General features: G+C 41.0%; 12 protein-coding genes and 2 pseudogenes. 9 read left to right on the top strand and 5 right to left on the bottom strand.

The genetic code is table 11. The features are described 5' to 3' along the window. Positions 1–626: 626 nt before the first annotated feature. From LNM86_RS09585 to LNM86_RS09565, 5 genes and pseudogenes are all read right to left on the bottom strand, one after another. The gene (locus LNM86_RS09585) at positions 627–5,588 is read right to left on the bottom strand and encodes a DEAD/DEAH box helicase (protein WP_241437494.1); all 4,962 of its coding nucleotides are present in this window, start codon (positions 5,586–5,588) and stop codon (positions 627–629) included. Between the two features lie 601 nt (positions 5,589–6,189). Next, positions 6,190–7,806 (bottom strand): YfjI family protein, encoded by a 1,617-nt coding sequence (locus LNM86_RS09580; protein ID WP_241437372.1) that lies wholly within the window; start codon positions 7,804–7,806, stop codon positions 6,190–6,192. Between the two features lie 72 nt (positions 7,807–7,878). Continuing rightward, positions 7,879–8,218 (bottom strand): annotated as a pseudogene (locus tag LNM86_RS09575) (DUF7146 domain-containing protein); the annotation flags it as partial. Between the two features lie 100 nt (positions 8,219–8,318). Continuing rightward, positions 8,319–8,525: a helix-turn-helix transcriptional regulator gene (locus tag LNM86_RS09570; protein ID WP_241437493.1), complete on the bottom strand. Its 207-nt coding sequence runs from the start codon at positions 8,523–8,525 to the stop codon at positions 8,319–8,321. 219 nt (positions 8,526–8,744) lie between these two features. Then, positions 8,745–9,911 (bottom strand): tyrosine-type recombinase/integrase, encoded by a 1,167-nt coding sequence (locus tag LNM86_RS09565; RefSeq protein ID WP_241437374.1) that lies wholly within the window; start codon positions 9,909–9,911, stop codon positions 8,745–8,747. A 198-nt stretch (positions 9,912–10,109) separates the two neighbouring features. On the opposite strand from LNM86_RS09565, the pseudogene LNM86_RS09560 reads away from it, so the two are divergent. The 9 genes and pseudogenes from LNM86_RS09560 (at position 10,110) to LNM86_RS09525 (ending at position 20,463) form a co-directional block, all read left to right on the top strand. Then, positions 10,110–10,458, top strand: a pseudogene (locus tag LNM86_RS09560) (hypothetical protein). Further along, positions 10,403–10,537, top strand: a complete 135-nt coding sequence (locus LNM86_RS12770; RefSeq protein WP_256460927.1) for a hypothetical protein — start codon at positions 10,403–10,405, stop codon at positions 10,535–10,537. Before LNM86_RS09560 ends, LNM86_RS12770 begins: the two are co-directional and overlap by 56 nt. A 494-nt stretch (positions 10,538–11,031) precedes the next feature. Next, the gene (locus LNM86_RS09555; protein ID WP_241437492.1) at positions 11,032–11,274 is read left to right on the top strand and encodes a hypothetical protein; all 243 of its coding nucleotides are present in this window, start codon (positions 11,032–11,034) and stop codon (positions 11,272–11,274) included. Positions 11,275–12,883: 1,609 nt separating this feature from the next. Next, positions 12,884–13,210, top strand: a complete 327-nt coding sequence (locus tag LNM86_RS09550) for a hypothetical protein (RefSeq protein WP_241438980.1) — start codon at positions 12,884–12,886, stop codon at positions 13,208–13,210. 427 nt (positions 13,211–13,637) lie between these two features. Further along, positions 13,638–14,963, top strand: coding sequence for a PBSX family phage terminase large subunit (locus tag LNM86_RS09545; protein ID WP_241437491.1), 1,326 nt, complete (start codon positions 13,638–13,640; stop codon positions 14,961–14,963). Further along, the gene (bgtI, locus tag LNM86_RS09540; RefSeq protein ID WP_241437490.1) at positions 14,964–16,811 is read left to right on the top strand and encodes a BaGTA-type gene transfer agent portal protein BgtI; all 1,848 of its coding nucleotides are present in this window, start codon (positions 14,964–14,966) and stop codon (positions 16,809–16,811) included. Positions 16,812–17,137: 326 nt separating this feature from the next. Further along, positions 17,138–17,977: a hypothetical protein gene (locus tag LNM86_RS09535; RefSeq protein WP_241437489.1), complete on the top strand. Its 840-nt coding sequence runs from the start codon at positions 17,138–17,140 to the stop codon at positions 17,975–17,977. A 542-nt stretch (positions 17,978–18,519) separates the two neighbouring features. Further along, positions 18,520–19,638: a BaGTA-type gene transfer agent major capsid protein gene (bgtG, locus tag LNM86_RS09530; RefSeq protein ID WP_241438978.1), complete on the top strand. Its 1,119-nt coding sequence runs from the start codon at positions 18,520–18,522 to the stop codon at positions 19,636–19,638. 120 nt (positions 19,639–19,758) lie between these two features. Continuing rightward, on the top strand, positions 19,759–20,463 hold the full coding sequence (locus tag LNM86_RS09525; protein ID WP_241437488.1) for a hypothetical protein: 705 nt from the start codon (positions 19,759–19,761) through the stop codon (positions 20,461–20,463). The last annotated feature ends 358 nt before the right edge of the window (positions 20,464–20,821 follow it).

The following is a 20,821-nucleotide window of genomic DNA, read 5'->3' as shown; positions in this document are numbered from 1 at the left end:
GATAAAATAAAAACATTATATTTCAATAGGTTAGTATTTTTCAAAATTTTGAAACATCACGTATAAAAGCAATATGAGTAATATAGACAATTAATGACACGCATTTTGTCTGTTTTGTCAAATTTTGTCAGTAAATTTTAATAGACAATTGTTATGATTAGAGTGCGTGTTTAAACCATGTTTTATGAAAGGGCATATGGCTCTTTAAATGCCTTTCAAAAGACAAGAGATGGTTATGAGGCGTGTTATAAAGAGTAATTTATTAATTTGAACGGGGTTTTGAGTTTTGAAACTTTGTGTTGTAAAGAAAAAAACACTAAAAAGACAAAAAACATTATATTTCAATATATTACGTTTTATCAATTGTTCAAAAAACAATCTCTCTTGATAAATACAACCTATTAATACGCATATCTCTTTTAAAGAGAGCTTTTGAAAGATATGAAAGGCATCATTTGAGATTGCGAGTTAATCTTTTAAAGGCAATGTAAAAAATCTTATCATCTCTTTTTAGAAGAGCGCATGGTAAATCACTCCTTTTAAGATTATAGGTAAGCAACCTAATAAGAGAGTATAGATTACAGCTATAAATCTATACCCCTTATAAGATTGGCATGTTCATAAGTCTATTCAGTTTCTCTTAATTCTAGATTTGGTAAGTTTTTAACAATCTTCATTGTTTCTAAACTTACCGTAATAACCCTTTGGAACAATTCCAATGGATAAGCAGGGTTGCCAATGGTCTCAAGTGCATAGCGATTGGCATCATTAACAATGCCACTCTTTTTATCAGTTTTTACACATTGCCGTCCCATAACCCATTCAAGAGCAGATTTACCATTTACGATATACTCATAAGCTTCCTTAGGTATATCTGTTATTGTGATATTGCTATTGTAAATAACAGTAGACTTATCCTTTTCCTTACTATTTTTGATTTTTGCGAATTTCATTTCTGTAACGTAATAAAACTTTTCGGGATTCTTGATATCTGTAAGTTTTGGATTGCCTTTTTTAAAGGTCACGGGATAAGGCTCTACGGTTTCATAATTGACGTGCAAATTACCTAATTCACGACCCGCATTAACAAATGCCCAGAAATCTTCAGTGCTCTTTACGCAAGGGATGCGAGGGAGTTCTTTAGAGAGATTATCAGCATAGCGAGCACGGTAATCTTCTGAATGCAAGAGACCGTAAACATAATAGAAGATATCATCTTTCGTGATGTTCTCATTCGGATAAGCAGCTTTAAAATGTGCTAGTCCCTCATCAGTAATGGCATCACGGCGTTGTAAACCAGCAGCTTTGCTTTCTTCTGTAGAATTTGCAAATAAATGGGATTGTTTTTCGTTGTTATCTTTTGAAACCTCAATATCTTCATAAATATAGCGTGGAAAGCATTGGCTAGTATCTAATGCGTGAAAATCAGGTACAGTTTCAGTCATGATAATAGAAAAATCTTTCATTGCTCCTGTACCTGTAATTTGAATTACCCTATTTTCAACTGTTTGTCCTATAGGGAATATACAGGGAACTTTGGCAATCATTTCATTGAAAGCACGATTATAATAGAGCCACTGTTGTGTAAAAGGACGGTAAAGACTTTGAGTAAGGCAAGTTTTTTCAAATTCAAAAATTTTCCCTTTAGCTAACTGTTGTTTGATAGCACGGCTCCAACTTATCTTCTTCTCATTTGAATTGACAAAATCATCTACAGCCTTTGCACGTATTTTATGATCAGTATGTAGATGAGCATTATTAAAACGTTCTACTTCGCTATTATAGAAAGTAATCATATTCTTCATATTTTTTGCTAAAGCTTCACGGCTTGAGTTATATGCCCATGCATCACGATTGGTTTTTAGACCACAAGAATAGGTCTCAAAGAGCTTTGTACTATGACCTTTCTTAACACCTATAGCTAAAAATGCATTAAAACTGTCATCCCTTTGACCAAACCAATCACCATGTTTGTCTGGTGTAATGATTTGCCAACCATGTTTGCTCCGTGTAATGCCATCAATACTACCAAAGGACTCAATTATCGTAAGCTTTTCTTGCCTCGTGAGATAATCTCCAATATCACAGAAATATATTTTACCACGCTGTTGTGCATTTGGATTTTTTACGAGAATAGAGATAGCAATAGGAGCTCGTGATCCAGAACCAAAAACTTTGCCTCCTTCTTTTCGAGAAAGTTCTCCAGAGGTTCGTTGATTACCACGTAAATGGAAAATATAAAGACTGCTAAATTCTTTAACAAGGCATTTTCGCACGCCATCCATAGAATTTGCATCTACAAAACTTGCATTTGTAACAAAACCAATAATACCACGGTCTTTTATACGGTCACTTGCCCAGCGAATAGCACGAATATAACTATCATAAAGTGCTTGCATAAGACTTGCTTTTGAATGAGCAGTATAAGTTTCACCGATATGTTTATCTAATATAGGGTAAGGAGTGTTCTTTGCATTGTCATTAGCGCTTTTTTGACCTGTTGAATAAGGAGGATTACCAAAAATCACTTCAATATTTAGATTTTTCTGATGTTCTAAATATTCACTGTTTTCTTTAAACAATTTTTGCAGCAGATTTTTCTCTTCAAGCATCTGAAACGTATCGGTTAAACCAATATGCTTAAAGGGGATATACTCTCCTTTCATAAGACTATGATAGGTTGATTCAATATTAATCGCTGCTATGTAATAGGCTAAAAGAACAATCTCATTGGCATGGATATCATGACGGAACTTATATTCCATATCCTCTGATTTTATCAGATTGGATTGCAAAAGCCTTGTGATAAAGGTACCGGTACCTGTAAAGGGGTCAAGAATAGAGACACCTCGTGATCCCAAGCTCTTGCCAAATTCCTTGCGTAAAACATCATCAACAGAGTGAATAATAAAATCCACAACCTCAACAGGGGTATAAACAATGCCAAGCCTATCCGTGGTCTTTTTGAACGCTTTGGCAAAAAAACTTTCATAAAGAGTAATGATGAGATTTTGTCTTGCTTGCGGGGTGGTAATACCAGAAGCACGTAATTTCACACTTTCATAGAATTCTTTAAGCTCTTTTGTCTCCTCTTCAATATTTGTCTTGTCTAATTCCTTTAAGATCTTATCCATTGCTTGTGAGATGGCATTGTTTTGAACAAATTGATTGCCATCAAATAAAACTTCAAACACAGGACGCGTGACAAGATGCTGCGCTAACATCTCAATCGCTTCCTCTTGTTTGATATCACTGTTTAAGTTGTTTTTTAATTCTTCGTGAAACGCATCAAACGCACGGCGTGCTTCGCTTGTCTCATCAGCAAGCATATTTTGCAGGCGATTGATATGATTTTGCGCAATCTCAGCAACATTACCAGCCCAGTTACCCCAATAATCGGTAATGGCAAATTTCTTGGCAAGGAGTGTTTTAAGGGCATTGGGAAATTCAAAACAAAAGGAGTAGTTTTTTTCTTCTGTATTGCTCTTAGAAGGTTTATAGGCTGGGTTTTCAATTTCCAGTCCCATGTGTTCTGATTTTTCAGGGAATAAGCGTTGATCCTCAACCGCAGTCATACTGTCTAAGGCAAGAATTTCTAGGGTATGACTTACATCTTGCCCTAAAATCATCTGGTTAAGGGTTATCTCAAAATTCTCATCATGGGCAAGCAGAGCATTAATCACTTGCCAAACAACCTTGTATCTCTTGTTGTGTCTTAAAGCCTGTTCAGCAGAAATCCCCGCAGGAACACCAACCGGCAAAATGATATAACCCCTTTTCTTATTGGGAGCACGGCGCATAACACGCCCCACTGCTTGTATCACATCCACTTGGCTATTGCGCGGGTGTAAAAACATCACCGCATCAAGAGCAGGCACATCCACACCTTCTGAGAGACAACGAACATTGGTTAACACACGGCAAGTATTGTCCCCCGCATCTTCTTTTAACCAATCTAGGAGTTCATTGCGTCGTTTTGCACTAAAAGACCCGTTAATATGGTCAAATGTACAATCAAGAGGAGGTGTCTCTTTACGGCTCTCATAAAGAGCACGCAATTTGTTCTGAAGTTTTTTAGAATTGAATACTCTACAGATGTGTTGAGAGGTTTCAATATCTTTACAAAAAGCCAAAGCACGGCGCATGGGATGAGGGTCATCACCAAGATCAACTTTCAGGTCGATTTTACTCAGAGCTTGGTAACAACCTATCAGCTTGGTTTCATCATCAAGAGGGAGTTCATAATTGTCATCGGTCATAAGATGTTGCGTTGATTGAGTCACTGCTTCTTCATCAACACCCAAGACAATAATCTTATAAGGTGCTAACAATTCATTCTTAACGGCTTTTGAGAAGGTATAAGTATAAAGGGTTTTTCCATAGAAATCTTCATCATCCATAGAAGCCAGCACGGCATTAACCTCATTGGCTTGTCTTTTCTGGTTATCAGCAAAGATCTTTGGAGTTGCTGTCATGTAGAGGCGTTTTTTGCCCTTAACAATGCTGTTATCATGAACTTTGATAAACTCAGATTCATTGTCTATTCCTAATGACGTCCCCGTAGTTCTATGGGCTTCATCACAGATGATCAGATCAAATTCAGGTAAATCATAGTTCTTTTGTGCATCGGATATCACTTGTATCGAATGATAAGTCGAAAACACCACAGTCATCACATTAGGAGAAGTCTTATTGGCTTTGCTAGCAAGTTCTTTTGCATCTGTTGTAGCAGGCAGGACAAGATCAGATGCGTCAAAATCAGCAGCATCCTCTTGGTTTTTACGCCGCTTGCCAACTTGTGTATCAGAACACACCGCAAAAGAACGCAATGGGATTTGTGCATCTGTTGTCCATTCTCTGATGGTTTGTGACATAAGAGCAAGAGAAGGGACTAAAAACAAAACACGCTTGCCTTGACCAGCAAGAGTTTCTGCTATCTTAAGACTTGTAAAGGTTTTACCTGTTCCACAAGCCATAATCAGCTTGCCACGGTCTGCTTCTTGTAAACCCTTACAAACAGCGTCCAGTGCTTCTATCTGATGATCTAAAAGCTTTTTCTTCTTTTGCTCTTTAAGAACAACATCCCCTTTTTCTTCAAAGGCACTCCAATCGATTTGACTTTTTTCGAGATCAAACAGATTAATCTGTTGAATACGGATTTCTTGTCCTTCACAGGTATGAGAAGCATTATCACTCCAATCATTTTCGGTACTATCGATAAGAATGCGACGGGAGAAGATCTTTTTCCCAGAGGCAGCAATAAAGCTATCAATATCTTCTTTTTTAATGCAATGAGAGGCGTCATAGCATTTGCATTGGATGGCAGCATAGCTTTCTTGATCACGGATTTTAGCGACTAAATCAATGCCAATATCCCGACCATCTTCACCACGCTCTTTCGCCCAATCGCAATAGGTTTGAACCTTTTCGTATTCTTGGCATTGCAGCGGGTCATGGGTCAAGTAAACCATGACAAGGTTTTCGAAAAGAGTACCTAATTCACGGGGCGATTGTGCTTTATTACGATAAGATTGTAAGAGAGAGCGTAAAGAAGATTGTTTCTTATCAGAATTGAGAGATTGAGACATTATTCAATAAACTCCATTGCCTTATGAGACTCAAAAAATCACAATGGCGTTTCATAAATACATTTAGAACAAATATCGAGTACCCAATAAACCAAAATGGCGCGAAAACCTATCAAATGCGTCAAAAAAATTTACAAGATGCAATTATAAACAGCCTATAAACAGCAAAGTAGTAAAATTTACTATTCGTTTTATGGAAATAAAAACAAATGCGAATCGTGTTTTAAGAGATCAAAATGATTGTTTCGAAGTGTTTTATGATCTCAAAATATCATAACAATTGTCTATTAAAATTTACCGACAAAAATTGACAAAACAGACAAAACTCAAATCACTGATGGTCTATCTTACTCACATGGCTTTTATGCATTGGATTGCAAAAATTTGTATAATGCTAACCTATTGAAATAGAATGTTTTTATTTTTTCTCTCAATTTTTTTAAATAGGAGGGGGGGTAAATCAACAGACAAAACTGTCAAAAGAGACAAAACTCTTTTTACAAAAGAATTCTGATCATTTCCTTTGCAGAAGGTTACCTAACAGAATGCCATTGAAAAGAGTTTTGCAAAATTGTTTTGAGAAGCTTTAAAAGAGCTTTCTTCATTGCTTAATACTCTGATTTTTTACCAAAGGATGCCATTCATAGCGTATGGTAGAACGACCGCCTTTTTGCTCCTTGTCATCACAGATTTTACGAAGATAGTTGCAACGGCATAAAACATCTAAAGCTGTTTTAACGGCTTCTTTGTCTTTTAAATGCGTCCAGCAGCGTCTGTAGATATCACGAGCAGTAAAAACCTCAGGTAAGCAATTACAACGCTCTATAAGCAAATTTGCACGCTCTGTTGTTAAGCTATCATCCGCCGCATAAAGACGTTTCGCATGACTTAACAAATAGGTTTCCCAACGCAAGGCTGTTTGAAGGGCTTCTTTATTGATTTCAAAACGACCACCTTCGACAAGTTCAAAAATCAAAGCAAGACTTACTATGGTTTTGTCCATTTTTGCACAATGGGATTGCAAAGCTTCAGAGAGATCATCCCTTCTGATCGCTTTCTGATGATTTTCCCACCACTCACTAAACATCTCTTGTGCATCGGGAGAAAAACGCATGGTCGTTGGATGTTGAGAAGATCCTACCGGTTTATCATAAAGCGAACGAAACACTTTTTCATAAGCTTCCCATGCCTTTTGATTGGGATATTCATCCCTCCATTCTCTCTCTTTATTGTTATCGGGCCATACCATCAGTTGAAACCGTTGCAATAAACCATCATCGTTTATCCCACGGTTTATCGCTTGTACAATAGGAATAATCCGAGAAGGTTGAATGCCTCCTATAATGGAAAGTGTTGCATTGGGAATATAAATTGTTCCACGTTCTATACGGTCATAGGTATAAGGAGAATTTCCATTAAAAGCCGTTAGATAAAAAGAACGGTCAGTCTGATATTCCTTTCTTTCCATATTAGCTAAAAAACCAGAAAGTTCATCGCGGACCATTAATAACCCGCGCGGGTTTTCTCTCAGTAATTCTCCAAGCTTTTCAACCGTTGCATCATTGACGAGAAGACGTCGTTTAACAAGAGTTTCATCCTCACTTTCTTGATCTTCAAGAGGTTCATTAAGAAGAGCGATAGCTTGTTGCTTGTTTTTATTTTTAAAAGCTTTTCGGGCTTGTTTTTTCTTTTCTTGTCTCTCTAATTCAATGAGAAGATTTTTTGTCTCTTTCTGTTTTTTCTGTTTACGCCATTGTTGATACCATTCATTTTGAAAGGAATAAAGAGGAGCGAGAGCGGCTTGCATATCAGGTGTTTTGAGAGTTGCAGATCGCCCGATAATGGCGCCCCATAGATTAGGGACAATTTTCCAATTGTGCGTATTTTGTTTTGGAGCAATGCGAATTCCATTGCCAATCAGGGCAGCTAACCCACACAGAGCCGAGACAGCAATAAAATCGAGAGAAGATTGTTGGCATTCAGCCACGTCATAAATATAGTCTCGTAAAGTTGAAGGCATTTGTTCGGGGTGAAAAGGTTCAACCGGTAAAAGCGCTTTGTTTATCGGTTTTAATTCGCCCCATCCCATTTGTTGCAAAGCCTGTTCATAAGGAATGGCTTGTAAACAGGGATGCTCCTTTAAAGAGACAGGGGTGTTATCGTTATCAGTATTATTTACAGAACTATTTTCATTGTTTTCTAGAATATTTTTTGTCATTTTTTTAGCTTTCATAATTGAATAATAAAATGTTGAAGTCAGAGCCATGGGGAGCTTGCATCATCAAGACTTCAAAGCCTTGGCATTGCGCACGGGCAGCAAGCATCCATTGTCTTGTAAAAAGGTTCTATGGATTGCAAAGGAGCCACCACCCTCAACAAGAGCAACCAACGCGGGGATGTTTTTCCCAGAGGGATGGGGGCAGTTGCTATGAAAGCGTAAACTAGGGAGGCAAGTTACAAGTGATACCACGCTTGCGTAAATAAAGCTCTGCTATGGTCTCTTTAAAAGAATATAGAGCTAAACTAGGCACTTGATCATCATGGGCAGGGCAGCGGGCTAGTCCATAAGCACCATGCCAGACACCCCGCAAGGCATTTGTAATGCCCCGAGCATTTATAAAATGATACATTTTTCTTGTCCTTAGACGTTGCGTCACAGGACGGGTTTTGCTATTTTCAATTTACGATAATTTGAGAAAGCCTTGTCCGTCCTTACGTGACAAGGTTTTTTTATGCCACATCACTGAGATGTTGACGTTGTGTTTTGGCTTTTTCAATCACATTCATCAGATCCGATTTTAACCAACGCGATAAAGAACCAAACTTTAAGGGCTTTGGTAAAGATCCATTGGTGACATGGCGACGGAATGTTGAAACGCTTATATGCAATAATTTTGCACTTTCGCGGTCTGTAAGAAGAACATCATTTTCAGTCATAACTAAATCCTTTCAATCTAAAAAGAGTAACAAATCATAAGTATTTATTAACCATATTTTATTGAGATTTGAAAGTAAGTTTAATCATAAAAAAACAGTACTTTATGATGTATTTTCTCATTTGATAATTTATGAGTCTTATTGAAACGGAATGAGAGAACGAAGAGAGAAAGTTATCCACAGATAATGGAATAAAAATGGGGTACAAGCCCCCATCTTTTAAGATTTGCTCGTGACATAAGCCGCCCATTTATCCATATAAACACGGCGCTGTTCTAAATAATCAGTACGACGATAAGCACGTTCTACTTTACCCCCGACGGTATGACTTAGAATGGTTTCTGCGACCTCAAAAGGGGCATCGGTTGTTTCAGCTAACCAATCGCGTAAACTAGAGCGAAAACCATGGGGACAAGCATCAAGTCCAGTTTGTTTCATATATTTTGACATGCAAGTATCAGCAAGGGGACCACGACCTTTTGCAGAAAAGAAGAAATCATTACGAGACAGCAAACGCGCTTGTTTCAAAATTTCCAATGCTTCTGTTGATAAAGGTACGCGAAACTCTGTTGTAGTATCAAGCCTTCCTTTCATATTTTCAGCAGGGATGGTCCATATATCATCTTCAACTTGATCTTTATGGATATGACGCAAAGGATAGGTACGAACACCTGTAAGAATAAGTAAACGCAAAGCTAGATGTGTCATGGTTGTTGTTTCGCAAAGTGTTTTGTAAAAAGCCGGTATATCTTTCCAATCCATTGCAGGTCTATTTTGCGTTTTATGGCGTTGTTTTCCTAGGAGCGCGCGTGCTTTTTCTGTAGCCTGTAAATCAACATCCAAACCCAAGGCAGCAGCATGTTTGAAACAAATATTGAGGCGATTAAGAGCCTGTATAGCTGTTCCAGCTTTTGTATGCCAGATGGGAGCAAGCGTATTGCGTATATCGGTTTGTGTAATTTCTGAAACCGGCATACAACCTAATTTAGGGAGGATATGAAGTTTTAAAGGTGAAAACCACTCACCATTTTTACCATCTCCTTTTAATTCTGCTTTGCGACTTTCAAAAGCATCCAAAGCAATATCTTTTAGATAATGAAGATTACGCATTGCCTCACGTTTTTGCTTTTCACGTTCTTTAATGGGGTCACGACCTTCTTGTAAAACAGAACGCCACTCAGTTGCCAATTCACGTGCTTTTTTTAAAGAGACATTTCTTAAAGCACCCAATCCCATTTCACGACGCCGCCCGTGGATGGTATAACGTAAAAGCCATTGAGCACCCCCATCTTTACGCTTATGAAGTAACAAGCCAGCACCATCATTATATTTGCCAGCCCCCAATGTTGCGACAGCCCTTGCATTAAGACGATTCATTAAAGGCATTTTTGCTCCTTTCTAAACTGTTTTTTACCCACACACCAACCCCACTTATGACGTGCAAATAAGTGACTTTAATTGATTGAACATAATATGATTTGAATTGAGAGAATCTTACAATATTCGGGGGTCTCATTCAATATGCAAAACAGTAAATTATCATTATAAATCAATACGTTGTCTTACATGAGAAGGAATATAATGATGGTAGATGAACATTGTCTTCCCTTACGTCGAAGAGGGCGGAAAAAAGGGGCTTTGAATAAAACAACAAGGCGGTTTAATGAGGCTCTTCTTACTGCTGCTGAGCAAGGCGGATAGCACTATGGTGAGGATGGGCTGGTTTCTTATCTGCAATATCATGCTCTCAATAATCCTGTGCTTTTTTTTCGCTTCTTGCGAAGGTTTTACCTCTGCAAGTGACCGGAGAGGCTGGGGGTGAGGTTAAAGGTGATGCGCTACTTCGCGTGTTGAAATTGTGCCCGTGATTACAAAAAATGCGGTTACAAAAAATGCGGTTGCAAAAGATGTGGTGCTTGACGAAGATTTGTGAGGCGGCTGGCTGGGTGAGAGTTACCGTGTTAGTGAAAGAGGTGTTTGGAGAGCGTCGTGATGGTGTCGTGGGTGCGTGAGGACGTGGTGGTGAAGGTTCGTGTTGATTGAGAGTGTAGTGGCGGTGTTGGCAATGATGTCTGTCTGTCCGTTACTGAAGAGGTTGGAGGTAATGCGCTACTTCGCGTGTTGAAATTGTGCCCGTGGTTACAAAAAATGCGGTTGCAAAAGATGCTGTTGCAAAAGATGCGGCGCTTGACGAAGGTTCATGAGGTGGCTGGCTGGGTGTGAGATAGTGTGCCATGGTGGTGAGGTATTTGGAGAGCGCCGTGATGGTGGCGTGTGGTACGTGAGGACGCGGTGGTGAAGGTTCGTGTTGATTGAGAGCGTAGTGGCGGTGTTGGCAATGATGTCTGTCTGTCCGTTACTGAAGAGGTTGGAGGTAATGCGCTCTTTCTCATGTTAGGATTGTGCCCGTGGTTGCAAAAGATGCGGCGCTTGACGAAGATTTGTGAGGCGGCTGGCTGGGTGTGAGATAGTGTGCCATGGTGGTGAGAGGTATTTGGGGAGCGCCATGATGGTGACGTGGGTGCTTGAGGACGGTGGTGGTGTTGGCAATGATGTTTGTCTGTCCGTTACTGAAGAGGTTGGAGGTAATGCGCTACTTCGCGTGTTGAAATTGTGCCCGTGGTTACAAAAAATGCGGTTGCAAAAGATGCCGTTACAAAAGATGCGGCGCTTGACGAAGGTTCATAAGGCGGCTGGCTGGGTGAGGGTTTGTCTGGTGGTGAAGGGGAGTGGTTGGAGAGCGTCGTGATGGTGACGTGTGGTGCTTGAGGACGGTGGTGGTGGTGAAAGAGGTGGTTGGAGGTAATGCGCTCTTTCTCATGTTAGGATTATGCCGGTGGTTGCAAAAGATATGATTGCAAAAGATGTGGTGCTTGAAGAAGGGCTGATGAGGTGGTTCCTTGTGTAGAGCCCATCATGGTAGAGAATTGGGATGATTAGGGGGAGCACCGTGATGATGACGTGTGGTGCTTGAGGACGTGGTGGTGAAAGAGCTGTTTCGAAAGCGCCTATAAAAAACAAAAAATGATGATGGAAACACAAAAAACTTGACAAGGTAAATCTCACGAGGTATCATAATGATACAATCCGAATTGTGCGTTTTTAACAAAGAGGATGAAATAAGGGGGGAGAATAAAAGGGGTAAGTAGAATAAAAGGAATAAAAGATAAGAGGGCGGTGGGTAACCAAGAAGACCTCTTGTTATGTGAGAAAAAATTCCTTTAAAATGCTTCTTTGCCTTTAAAATGTTCCTTTGAGAGTGCCGTATTTAAAGAGAATATGCTACTCCCCTGAGGGACAGGCCTTGAGGGATAGAATTTACGGGGATAGAATTCACAAAGGCATTTGGTGAAATCTTTTAAAAGTGCTCTTGTAAAAATTAAAAATGCTCTTGTAGAAAAATATGTGTGAAGTGTAAATTGGTGACATGTAAAAAAACCTCGTAAAGAGGGATGTTTTTTGTCTTTTACCTAGAGTCTGTTTTCCGGCGTCTGCAAATTCTCAGATCTCGTGTTTTCAAATCTTGTGTTCGTCTAATAATAACTTGCTAGAAGCCATAATAATAACTTGCCAGAATGGTAAATTATGTACTCTCTAAGAGAAAAATGGTAGCGGCAGGGAATGGTTCGTTTCAAAACCTCATTTGATAATCTAGCGAATTTTATTGCTTGAGCAGCGAGTGTATGCGTAAACTCGATAGGAGCATCAATGCATTTTTGTGAGGTTCAAAAATTTGCTGCTCGAGGGTTTGCTGCTTAAGGGTTTGCTGCTTAAGGGTTTGCTGCTTAAGGGCTTGAAGACTTGAGGATTTGTAAGGGAGGTCTTTTTGCAAAAGGGGAGACCTTTAAAAAAGTCCCTAAAAAAATCCCCTTAAATTTTTGTTTGATGATCCATTTTGTTCATCCTTTGGCTTGGTGACTTTGCTGTATATTTAAGCAAAGAAGGGGGGATGAGGGTAAGTTTTTTGCGTTTTTTATGAGAGAAATCTCTTTTTGTTTTCTCGCAGATGTCTTTTCTTTTTAAAGAGTGTTCTTCTCTTGCTTTTTTTACCTTTTATGCCTCCTTGGTTGAGGATGAAAAGAAAAATTGAGCTCTTTCTTTAAAGAACAAAGAGAATGATCGTAAGAAGAGCGAGAAGCTTGTAATAAATAAGGCATAAAGACTTGCACTCAATTACCACGCCAAAGGATGAGCAAAGTGGAGCATCAGAGTGCCTACGCTCGTCCAATGACTTTTATCTTTTAATCATTTGCTCTTTTCACAAAAGGATTGTGATTGTTTTTGAAATTCTGGGGCTGATTTTTACACTCTTTTTTATGTCGTAGGATGCACTTTTCTTTATTTGAAGGAACATCATGATGGCAGATGAACATTCTCTTCCTTTACGCCGAAGAGGGCGGAAAAAAGGGGCTTTGAATAAAACAACAAAGCGCTTTAATGAAGCTCTTCTTACTGCTGCTGAACAAGCTGGATATCACTATGGTGAGGATGGGCTGGTCTCTTATCTTCAATACCATGCCCTCAATAACCCTGTGCCTTTTTTTTCGCTTCTCGCAAAGGTTTTGCCTTTGCAAGTTACTGGAGAGGCTGGAGGCGATGTTAAAGCCGTTTCACGTGTTGAAATTGTACCAGTGATTGCAAAAGGTGCTGTTACAAAAGATGCGGTGCTTGAAGAAGATGCATGAGGCGGTTGTCTATATGAGGGCGTGCTGCCGTGGGGAATTAGGGTCTTTGGAGAGAGTTGCGGTGGCGAAGTGTGATGTTTGAGGGCGCCGTGTGGAAGTTTGTACTGATTGAAAGCTTCGTGGTGGTTTTGGCAATGATGGCTGTATGTTCGCTGCTGGAGAGGCTGGAGGCGATGGGCTGTTTTGCGTGTTGAGATTGTGCCGGTGAGTGCAAAAGGTGCTGTTGCAAAAGATGCGGCGCTTGAAGAAGATGCATGAGGCGGCTGACTGGATGTAAGAGTTGCCGTGGTGGAGATGAGGGTGTTTGAAAGAGCGCTGTGGTGGTGGCGAAGTGTTGATGCTTGAGGGCGCCCGTGTGGTGGTGTGTTCTTGAGATTTTTACTGTCTGAGGTTGCTAGTAGCTGAAATTTGTAGTGTTTGAGGTTTTATGACAACGGCGCAAATTGCTCTTATTCCAAAGTTGCTTCCTGTTTTTGCTGGAAAAGCTGATGTGCGGGCGGCTTGGGGAGGACGAGGGTCTGGAAAAACACGTTCCTTTGCCCTCATGTCTGCTGTGGTTGGATATCGGCATGGGAAAGCAGGCGAACGGGGAATTATTCTGTGTGCGCGGCAATTTCAAAATTCACTCAATGAAAGCTCATTGGAAGAAATTAAGCGGGCTATAGAAACCTACCCTTTTTTGCAAGATTATTATGAAATTGGCGATAAATATATTAAGTCAAAAGATGGACGTATCGTTTATGTCTTCGCTGGTCTTGATCGTAATATCGCAAGTATTAAATCAATGGGGCGGGTGTTCCTCTGTTGGGTGGATGAGGCGGAACCGGTGACGGAAACCGCTTGGCAAACCCTCATTCCAACTTTGCGCGAAGAAGGAAAAGATTGGAATGCCGAATTATGGGTAACATGGAACCCGTGTCGGGAAAATGCCCCCGTCGAACAACGTTTCCGAAATGTTGATGATCCCAATATTAAAGGGGCTGAAATTAATTGGCGGGATAATCCGCAATTTCCTGAAAAATTAAATCGAGACCGAAAAGCCGATTTAGCACAACGACCGGAGCAGTATAATCATATTTGGGAAGGCGAATATCTGCAAGCTGTGCAAGGGGCTTATTACCAAAAAGCACTGCTGGAAGCCGAACAGGAGGGGCGGATTACCACTGTTCCACGTGATCCGCTGATGCAGGTCAAAATCTTTTGGGATATCGGCGGAACAGGGGCAAAGGCAGATGCTACAGCTTTATGGGTGGCGCAATTTGTTGGGCGGGAAATTCGTGTCCTTGATTATTATGAAGCGCAGGGACAGCCCCTCTCAGAGCATGTGGGATGGGTGTTTCAAAGGGGATATGATAAGGCTTTGATGGTCTTGCCCCATGATGGCGCTACCAAAGATCGGGTTTATAATGTTAGTTTTGAAAGCGCCCTCCAACAGGCGGGGTTTCAAACCAAAGTTATTCCTAATCAAGGGGTGGGGGCTGTCAAAATGCGCATCGAAGCCGTAAGGCGATTGTTTCCCGCCATATGGTTTAATCGCGAAACAACCCATGCGGGGCGAAAAGCCCTCGCTTGGTATCACGAAAGGCGTGATGAACAACGCAATATCGGATTGGGTGCTGAACATGACTGGGCAAGCCATGGGGCCGATAGCTTCGGACTCATGTGTGTGGCTTATGAACAACCACAGACCAGACCTAGAAAAAGTGTTTATCGCTCGTTTCAACATTCTCAAACTTCATGGATGGCTTTTTAAATGAATATTTCTACCAATTCTTTTGATCCCTTGGAGACCGTTGAAAATCAGGCGCTCTTTAAAAAACTCGTGGGCTGGTATCATGATGATATTGCCCATGTCGAACAGTGGCGAAAAAATGCCCAAGAAGACTATGATTTTTATAATGGGCGCCAATGGAATGAACAAGATCTTGCCGTGTTGCGCGAACAAAACAGACCCGTCATGACCTTTAACCGGATTGCCCCTTTGATCAATGCGGTGATTGGTACAGAGCGCAATAACAAAAGACAAGTGCAATTTATTCCACGGCAAGAAGGTGCGGCTTTTGCCAACCAGATCCTCACCGGGGCTGCCGAATGGTTTCGTGATGAGGCTGGGGGAGAGTATGAGGATTCCGATGCTTTTCAAGATGCTATCATTTGCGGAATGGGTTGGACGGATACGCGCCTTGATTATGAAGAAGATCCGCAAGGAAAACCCGTCATTGCACGATTAGATCCCATGAAAATGGTCTGGGATGCAAGTGCGGTGAAACCAAATCTCATTGATGCACAACACTTGTGGTATATTGATGAAAAACCTTTGGATGTTGCGAGGGAAATGTTCCCGCATGTCCATTGGAGTGATCTGAATGCCGATTGGGTGAAAAATCATACATTTTTCCACCAAACAAACAATGGCAATACGCAAAGCTATTGTGGAGAGGGCGAGGCGGAGAGCAGTTATCAACGTCCTAAAATGGTCACATTGGCTGAATGTCGTTGGTTTGAACGCGAAGTTGTTTATAAAGTTCTCGATCCATTGAGTGGAAAATTTACCGATTATACGGAACAAGAGTTTCAAAAACTAAGCAAAGATTTTCCTGGCATTCAAGCAACACGATTGATGAGAAAAGTTGTCAAACGTGCCTTTTTGGGAAAAAAATTGCTCGAAGCACCCGATAAGCCTTTGGTACCACCTCACCAATTGGGCTGGGAATGTATTACCGGAACGTTCGATAAGTTAAGCCGGCAATTTTATGGGATTGTGAAACCTACAAAAGATCCACAACGCTGGGCAAATAAATATTTTAGTCAAGTGATGCATTTGCTTAATAGCCAATCAAAAGGTGGAATTATGGCTGAACGCGATGCTTTTGATGATGATCGTCAAGCCGTGGAAAGCTGGGCGCGTGCCGATAGCATTACTTGGTTGAAAAGTGGGGCGGTCGCGGGGGGAAGAATCCAGCCTAAACCGGTGGCGCAATTTCCGCAAGGCTTCTTCCAGCTGTTTAATGAAGCAAAGAGTGCACTCGAACAAGTGACTGGATTGTCTTCTGAATTTATTGGAACAAGGGCGGTTAACCAACCTGGAATTCTTGAACAACAACGCAGGCAGTCTTCACTCAATTTGTTGGCTGCTTTCTTTGATGGTTTACGGCGTTATCGCCAACGACAGGGTAAAATTATTCTCTATCTTATTCAAAATTACCTTTCTGATGGGCGTTTGGTGCGTATTGCTGGTGACGAAAACGCCCAATATGTGCCGCTAACACGAGAAATGATCACAAGTTTGGAATATGATATTGTCGTTGATGATGCACCGACAAGCCTTAATGAAAAAGAGCGGACATTCGCAATTATTATGCAATTGCTTCCTTTGATGCAAAATTTCGCAACACCAGAGATTATGCTCGATCTGTTACGCTATTCACCTTTGCCTGCATCACTGATCCACAAAATTGCCATCAAGACGCAAAGGCAAAGTTTAGAGGAGCAGAATGCTGCTTCACTGGGGGATGCTGATGCTGGAGCGGGAATGCCTGCAAATGTTGATGTCGAAAACATGGTACAGGCTCTTTTGCAAAGAGCCAATGGGCAAGAGTAAAGGACTGTCTTCGAAAAGAGAGCCTCTAAAGTGCACATGCAAAGCCTAGAGGAGCAAAGTGTTCCGTGCGAGAGGGGGGCATGCTGGAGAAATGCTTGGGGGTATCAGGGAATAGAGCCGTTGGTGTAGGCTTTTTGCAAAGAGTACATGTGTGAAGGTAATGGCGCTCTTCGTGTAAGCGAGGGATCATGCTGGGGAAATGCTTGGGGGCATGAAGGAACTGAGCCGTTGGTGTAGGCTCTTTTGCAAAGAACACAGGTGTAAAAAGGAATGGCGCTCTTCGAAAAAAGATCATTTTATTGTTTGAAAAAGAAAAGGCTAAAAATATGAATCAAGAACATTTAACACCAGCAGAACAAAAGCAATTGCAACAGGGAGGGCTTTCAGGAGTTGGACAGCAAGAAGAAAGCCAACTTGGAGCGGGGGAAAAGGCAAAAACTCTGGAAGAAAATTTTCAAGCGTATTCAAATGGATATCAACAACAGCGGTCATTGCAAGAAAAGACACAAGAAGAGATACAAGAAGAAACTCTGGCAAAAGATGTTCAAAAGCTACTCGCAGGTGAGACACCTCCAGATCCAAAAGAAGATTTTATGGGCTATATACAATGGTTGGGGAAAGCACTCTATAAACAAGGGGCGCTGCTCTCTGAACAATCCCCTTCTTCTGAACAATCTTCTGCTAATGTTCCTGAAGCAGAGCAGTTGCATAATTTCTATCAGCAATCTGTTACGAGTGTTAAACAGAAGTATCATGATTTTGATGAAGCCGCCGATTTTATTTATGATACGCGCGCTAAGCAGCTGGCGGCTTATGCTTCGCTCTATCCTGAAATGGCAGATCCAAATGTTGTCGATGTGTTGATTGGTAATGAATTGAAGCAAATCGTGCAAGATTGTGCGAGAAAAAAACAGAATCCTGGTGAAGTAATCTACTCTATTGCACAAAAAATTGGCTATACAAGCGCTGCAAATAATCTTGGTGAAAATTTGCAGGAAAGACAAAATTCCGCACGCACACTTGCTGCTTATAACGGTTTGACGCCAAGTGGTCCTATTTCTTTGGATATGATCGATAAGATGTCGGAGGTAGAATTTAGTCATTGGGTGAGTGAACCCAAAAATAAAGCTGCTTTTAACCGCTTAATGGGTGGAGGAGAGCTTTAAAACAGAACGGAAAGGGAGCTTCAGATAAAATAAGGGCTCTTGAAGCGGATTTTTGTAAAAAAGGCTAACGGCAATGAGGGATTTTGAATGCACAAACGCATGGAGAAAATCCCTCAAAGAGACACGCGTTCGTTATGAAACAAGGGCGCGTTATTTAAAAAGAGCATCATGTAAAATAAATCATAAAATGAATGGGCTATCCTTATATACGAGAAAAGAGAAGTGTTCCTTTTAAAACCTTTTTGCTTTTTTTGTTCGGGGGATGGAGAGCTCTAAAGTGGTCGTTGTGAAGAGAACCTAGATAAAAATGGGAACTCTTGATGCCGATAGCGGTGAAAAAACACAAAGAGAATAAGGCGGAGATCTTCTTTGAACGCAACAGCGCGGTGAGAAGAGCCCGCAAAGGGGGAGATGTAGACTTTCAACACATAGTACACAAAATATGCAACAAAAAATCCACCCTCTGAAAATGAGAAAAGTGGAATTCCAATAGCCGGTAAATGCCCGGCTTTTTTTATATCAACAAACTTTTAGAGGATAAAATGACCGTAACTTATATCGGAATTAATGACCCAATGGCAGTGCGCTCATGGTCTAAACTATTGAACCAGGAAGTTTCAAAGGCAATTCCTATTGCACCATTGATTGGCAATGATTCCAACAGTATCGTCCAATTGAAAGATGAAACAACCAAAGCAAGTGGAGATGCTATTAGCTTCGGCTTGCGCGTACAGCTGCTTGGTGAGGGGGTGAGTGAAGGACAGGCTCTCGAAGGCAATGAAGAAGCCCTCCAATTTCTCAATGACCGTTTGGCAATCAATGAACTCGTTCATGCTGTTCGCGTCAAAAATGAAGGCACTATTGATCAGCAACGTATCCTTCATGATTTGCGTACCGAAGCCAAAAATGGCTTGGTTGATTGGTATGCTGATCGCTTGAGTATGATGTTCTTTATTCAAGTGTGCGGATATACCGCAAAAACGCTTAACTTTGAAGGACGCTCTATTACACTCAAACCTGTGCATTATGGGTTTAATACGCCAACCGCACCAACCGATAAACGCATTGTGCGCCCCAATGGAAAAACAAAAGATGAAGATTTGAAAGAAAATGATGTCTTTGATCTCAAGTTGATTGATAAAGCCGTTGAACGTGCGAAATTGGCAAATCCCAAAATTAGACCCGTGCGTATTGAGGGCGAAAATGTCTATGTGCTTTATCTGCATCCAACGCAAGTAACCCAATTGCGGACCAATACAGATGCCGGACAATGGCTGGATATTACCAAAGCTATCTATAGTGGAAGCCGTCTTAAAAATCCACTCTATGATGGATCGCTTGGCATGTATAACGGTGTCGTCTTGCGTGAAGCTGAACATGTTACCGAAGGTGTGGAATCTGGTACGACAAACAAGGCTGTGCCAAATGTGCGCCGCGCTGTTCTTTTGGGAGCGCAAAGTGCTGTCATCGCTTTCGGGAAAGACCGCGGGGCGACACGCTATAAATTGGTCGAAGAGCTGTTTGACTATGAACGTGAGTTCGGGGTGGCCGCTAAAACCATTATAGGAATGAAAAAAACCTGCTACAATTTGCCAGGAAGTAACCAAGGAACGCAAGATTTCGGTACTATCGTTATCCCAACCTATGGAGCACCTGCTTAAAGACGTTGCCCTAAAGTTACTGCGTGTATGTAAAAATTTTCCCCCAACACCCTTTTCGTTGGGGGGAAAGTAAAAGCATAATATTAAAAATGCTGCATAGATAAAGGATTATGATTGCCTATGACCATTCCATCCACTGATGCCAATGATCTTAATCACACATATTTGAGCCGTTCTAAAACATTTTCTCACATGGTGGCTCTTATTCAAGATGAAATTGATGATACAACAGCCGAATATTCTACGCAAATTCAAGACTCTATTGTGACCGCTTTGCGCTTGTGTGAACGTGAACCGCTCTTTTTTAATGAAACACTCAATGTAACAAAAGAAGCAACCTTTAAAACACAAAGTGGTAAAACGTGGTATGGGAAAGAACAGGGCGTTTTTATTGAAACAACAGGAGATTTAGAGGCTGTCTTTTTGGGAAGAGAGGCTGCAACACAAACGCCGTTGCTTTTTAAATCCGTTGAGGCATTGCAACAACAGTATGGAGAACAACCTCCACTGGGAAATCCTCTTTTTTATACCTACTGTGATCAAACAATAGGACTCTTTCCAACACCAAAACAGATTGAAACCATACGGCTTGTTTATGCACCTTTCCGTTTTGGCAATGAAGGGGTGTGTGAAGAAAATCCTTGGTTTATCCATGCCTTTGATCTTATTAAAGCGCGTGCAAAATATGAGCTCTACAAAAATATCCTTAAAGATCCTGAATATGCGGCTGTCTCTTTTAGAGACTATCAAGAACAGTTGCAAACTTTGCGATTTGAAACATCACGTCGCAAAGGGGCTGGAAATATTCTCTCAACACAATTCTAAAAGGTTTTTCATTGCCTCATGTTGAGTAGGTGGTGGATGATGAAGGGTTGTGGATGTTGATGGTGAGTTATTGAGGGCATTTCCTTTGCGGAAAGTTCTATGCTGTTCTCTTAAGATTTATGCTTTTATGAGAGCCTTGTGGACTGGCTCTTTTGGTGACAATAAAACAGCCTTGGCGATTTGAAACATCACACCGCAAAGGGGCTGGAAATATTCTCCCAACACAATTCTAAAAGGTTTTTCATTGCCTCATGTTGAGCAGGTGGTGGATGGTGAAGGGTTGTGGGTGTCGATGGTGGGCTGTTGAGGGCATTTCCTTTGCGGAAAGCTCGATGCTGCTTTCTTAAGAGTTATGCTT

The sequence above is a fragment of the Bartonella machadoae genome, assembly GCF_022559585.1.
GTDB classification, from domain to species: Bacteria; Pseudomonadota; Alphaproteobacteria; order Rhizobiales; family Rhizobiaceae; genus Bartonella; species Bartonella machadoae.
Note: the sequence above shows the minus strand (reverse complement) of the source record. Positions and strands in the feature narration are given on the sequence as shown.

What these genes read in the sequence shown, in the direction of transcription:
- LNM86_RS09585 (WP_241437494.1), bottom strand. Translation starts at nt 5,588, where the DNA reads ATGTCTCAATCTCTCAATTCTGATAAGAAACAATCTTCTTTACGCTCT.
- LNM86_RS09580 (WP_241437372.1), bottom strand. Translation starts at nt 7,806, where the DNA reads ATGACAAAAAATATTCTAGAAAACAATGAAAATAGTTCTGTAAATAAT.
- LNM86_RS09570 (WP_241437493.1), bottom strand. Translation starts at nt 8,525, where the DNA reads ATGACTGAAAATGATGTTCTTCTTACAGACCGCGAAAGTGCAAAATTA.
- LNM86_RS09565 (WP_241437374.1), bottom strand. Translation starts at nt 9,911, where the DNA reads ATGCCTTTAATGAATCGTCTTAATGCAAGGGCTGTCGCAACATTGGGG.
- LNM86_RS12770 (WP_256460927.1), top strand. Translation starts at nt 10,403, where the DNA reads ATGCGGTTACAAAAAATGCGGTTGCAAAAGATGTGGTGCTTGACGAAG.
- LNM86_RS09555 (WP_241437492.1), top strand. Translation starts at nt 11,032, where the DNA reads ATGATGGTGACGTGGGTGCTTGAGGACGGTGGTGGTGTTGGCAATGAT.
- LNM86_RS09550 (WP_241438980.1), top strand. Translation starts at nt 12,884, where the DNA reads ATGGCAGATGAACATTCTCTTCCTTTACGCCGAAGAGGGCGGAAAAAA.
- LNM86_RS09545 (WP_241437491.1), top strand. Translation starts at nt 13,638, where the DNA reads ATGACAACGGCGCAAATTGCTCTTATTCCAAAGTTGCTTCCTGTTTTT.
- bgtI (WP_241437490.1), top strand. Translation starts at nt 14,964, where the DNA reads ATGAATATTTCTACCAATTCTTTTGATCCCTTGGAGACCGTTGAAAAT.
- LNM86_RS09535 (WP_241437489.1), top strand. Translation starts at nt 17,138, where the DNA reads ATGAATCAAGAACATTTAACACCAGCAGAACAAAAGCAATTGCAACAG.
- bgtG (WP_241438978.1), top strand. Translation starts at nt 18,520, where the DNA reads ATGACCGTAACTTATATCGGAATTAATGACCCAATGGCAGTGCGCTCA.
- LNM86_RS09525 (WP_241437488.1), top strand. Translation starts at nt 19,759, where the DNA reads ATGACCATTCCATCCACTGATGCCAATGATCTTAATCACACATATTTG.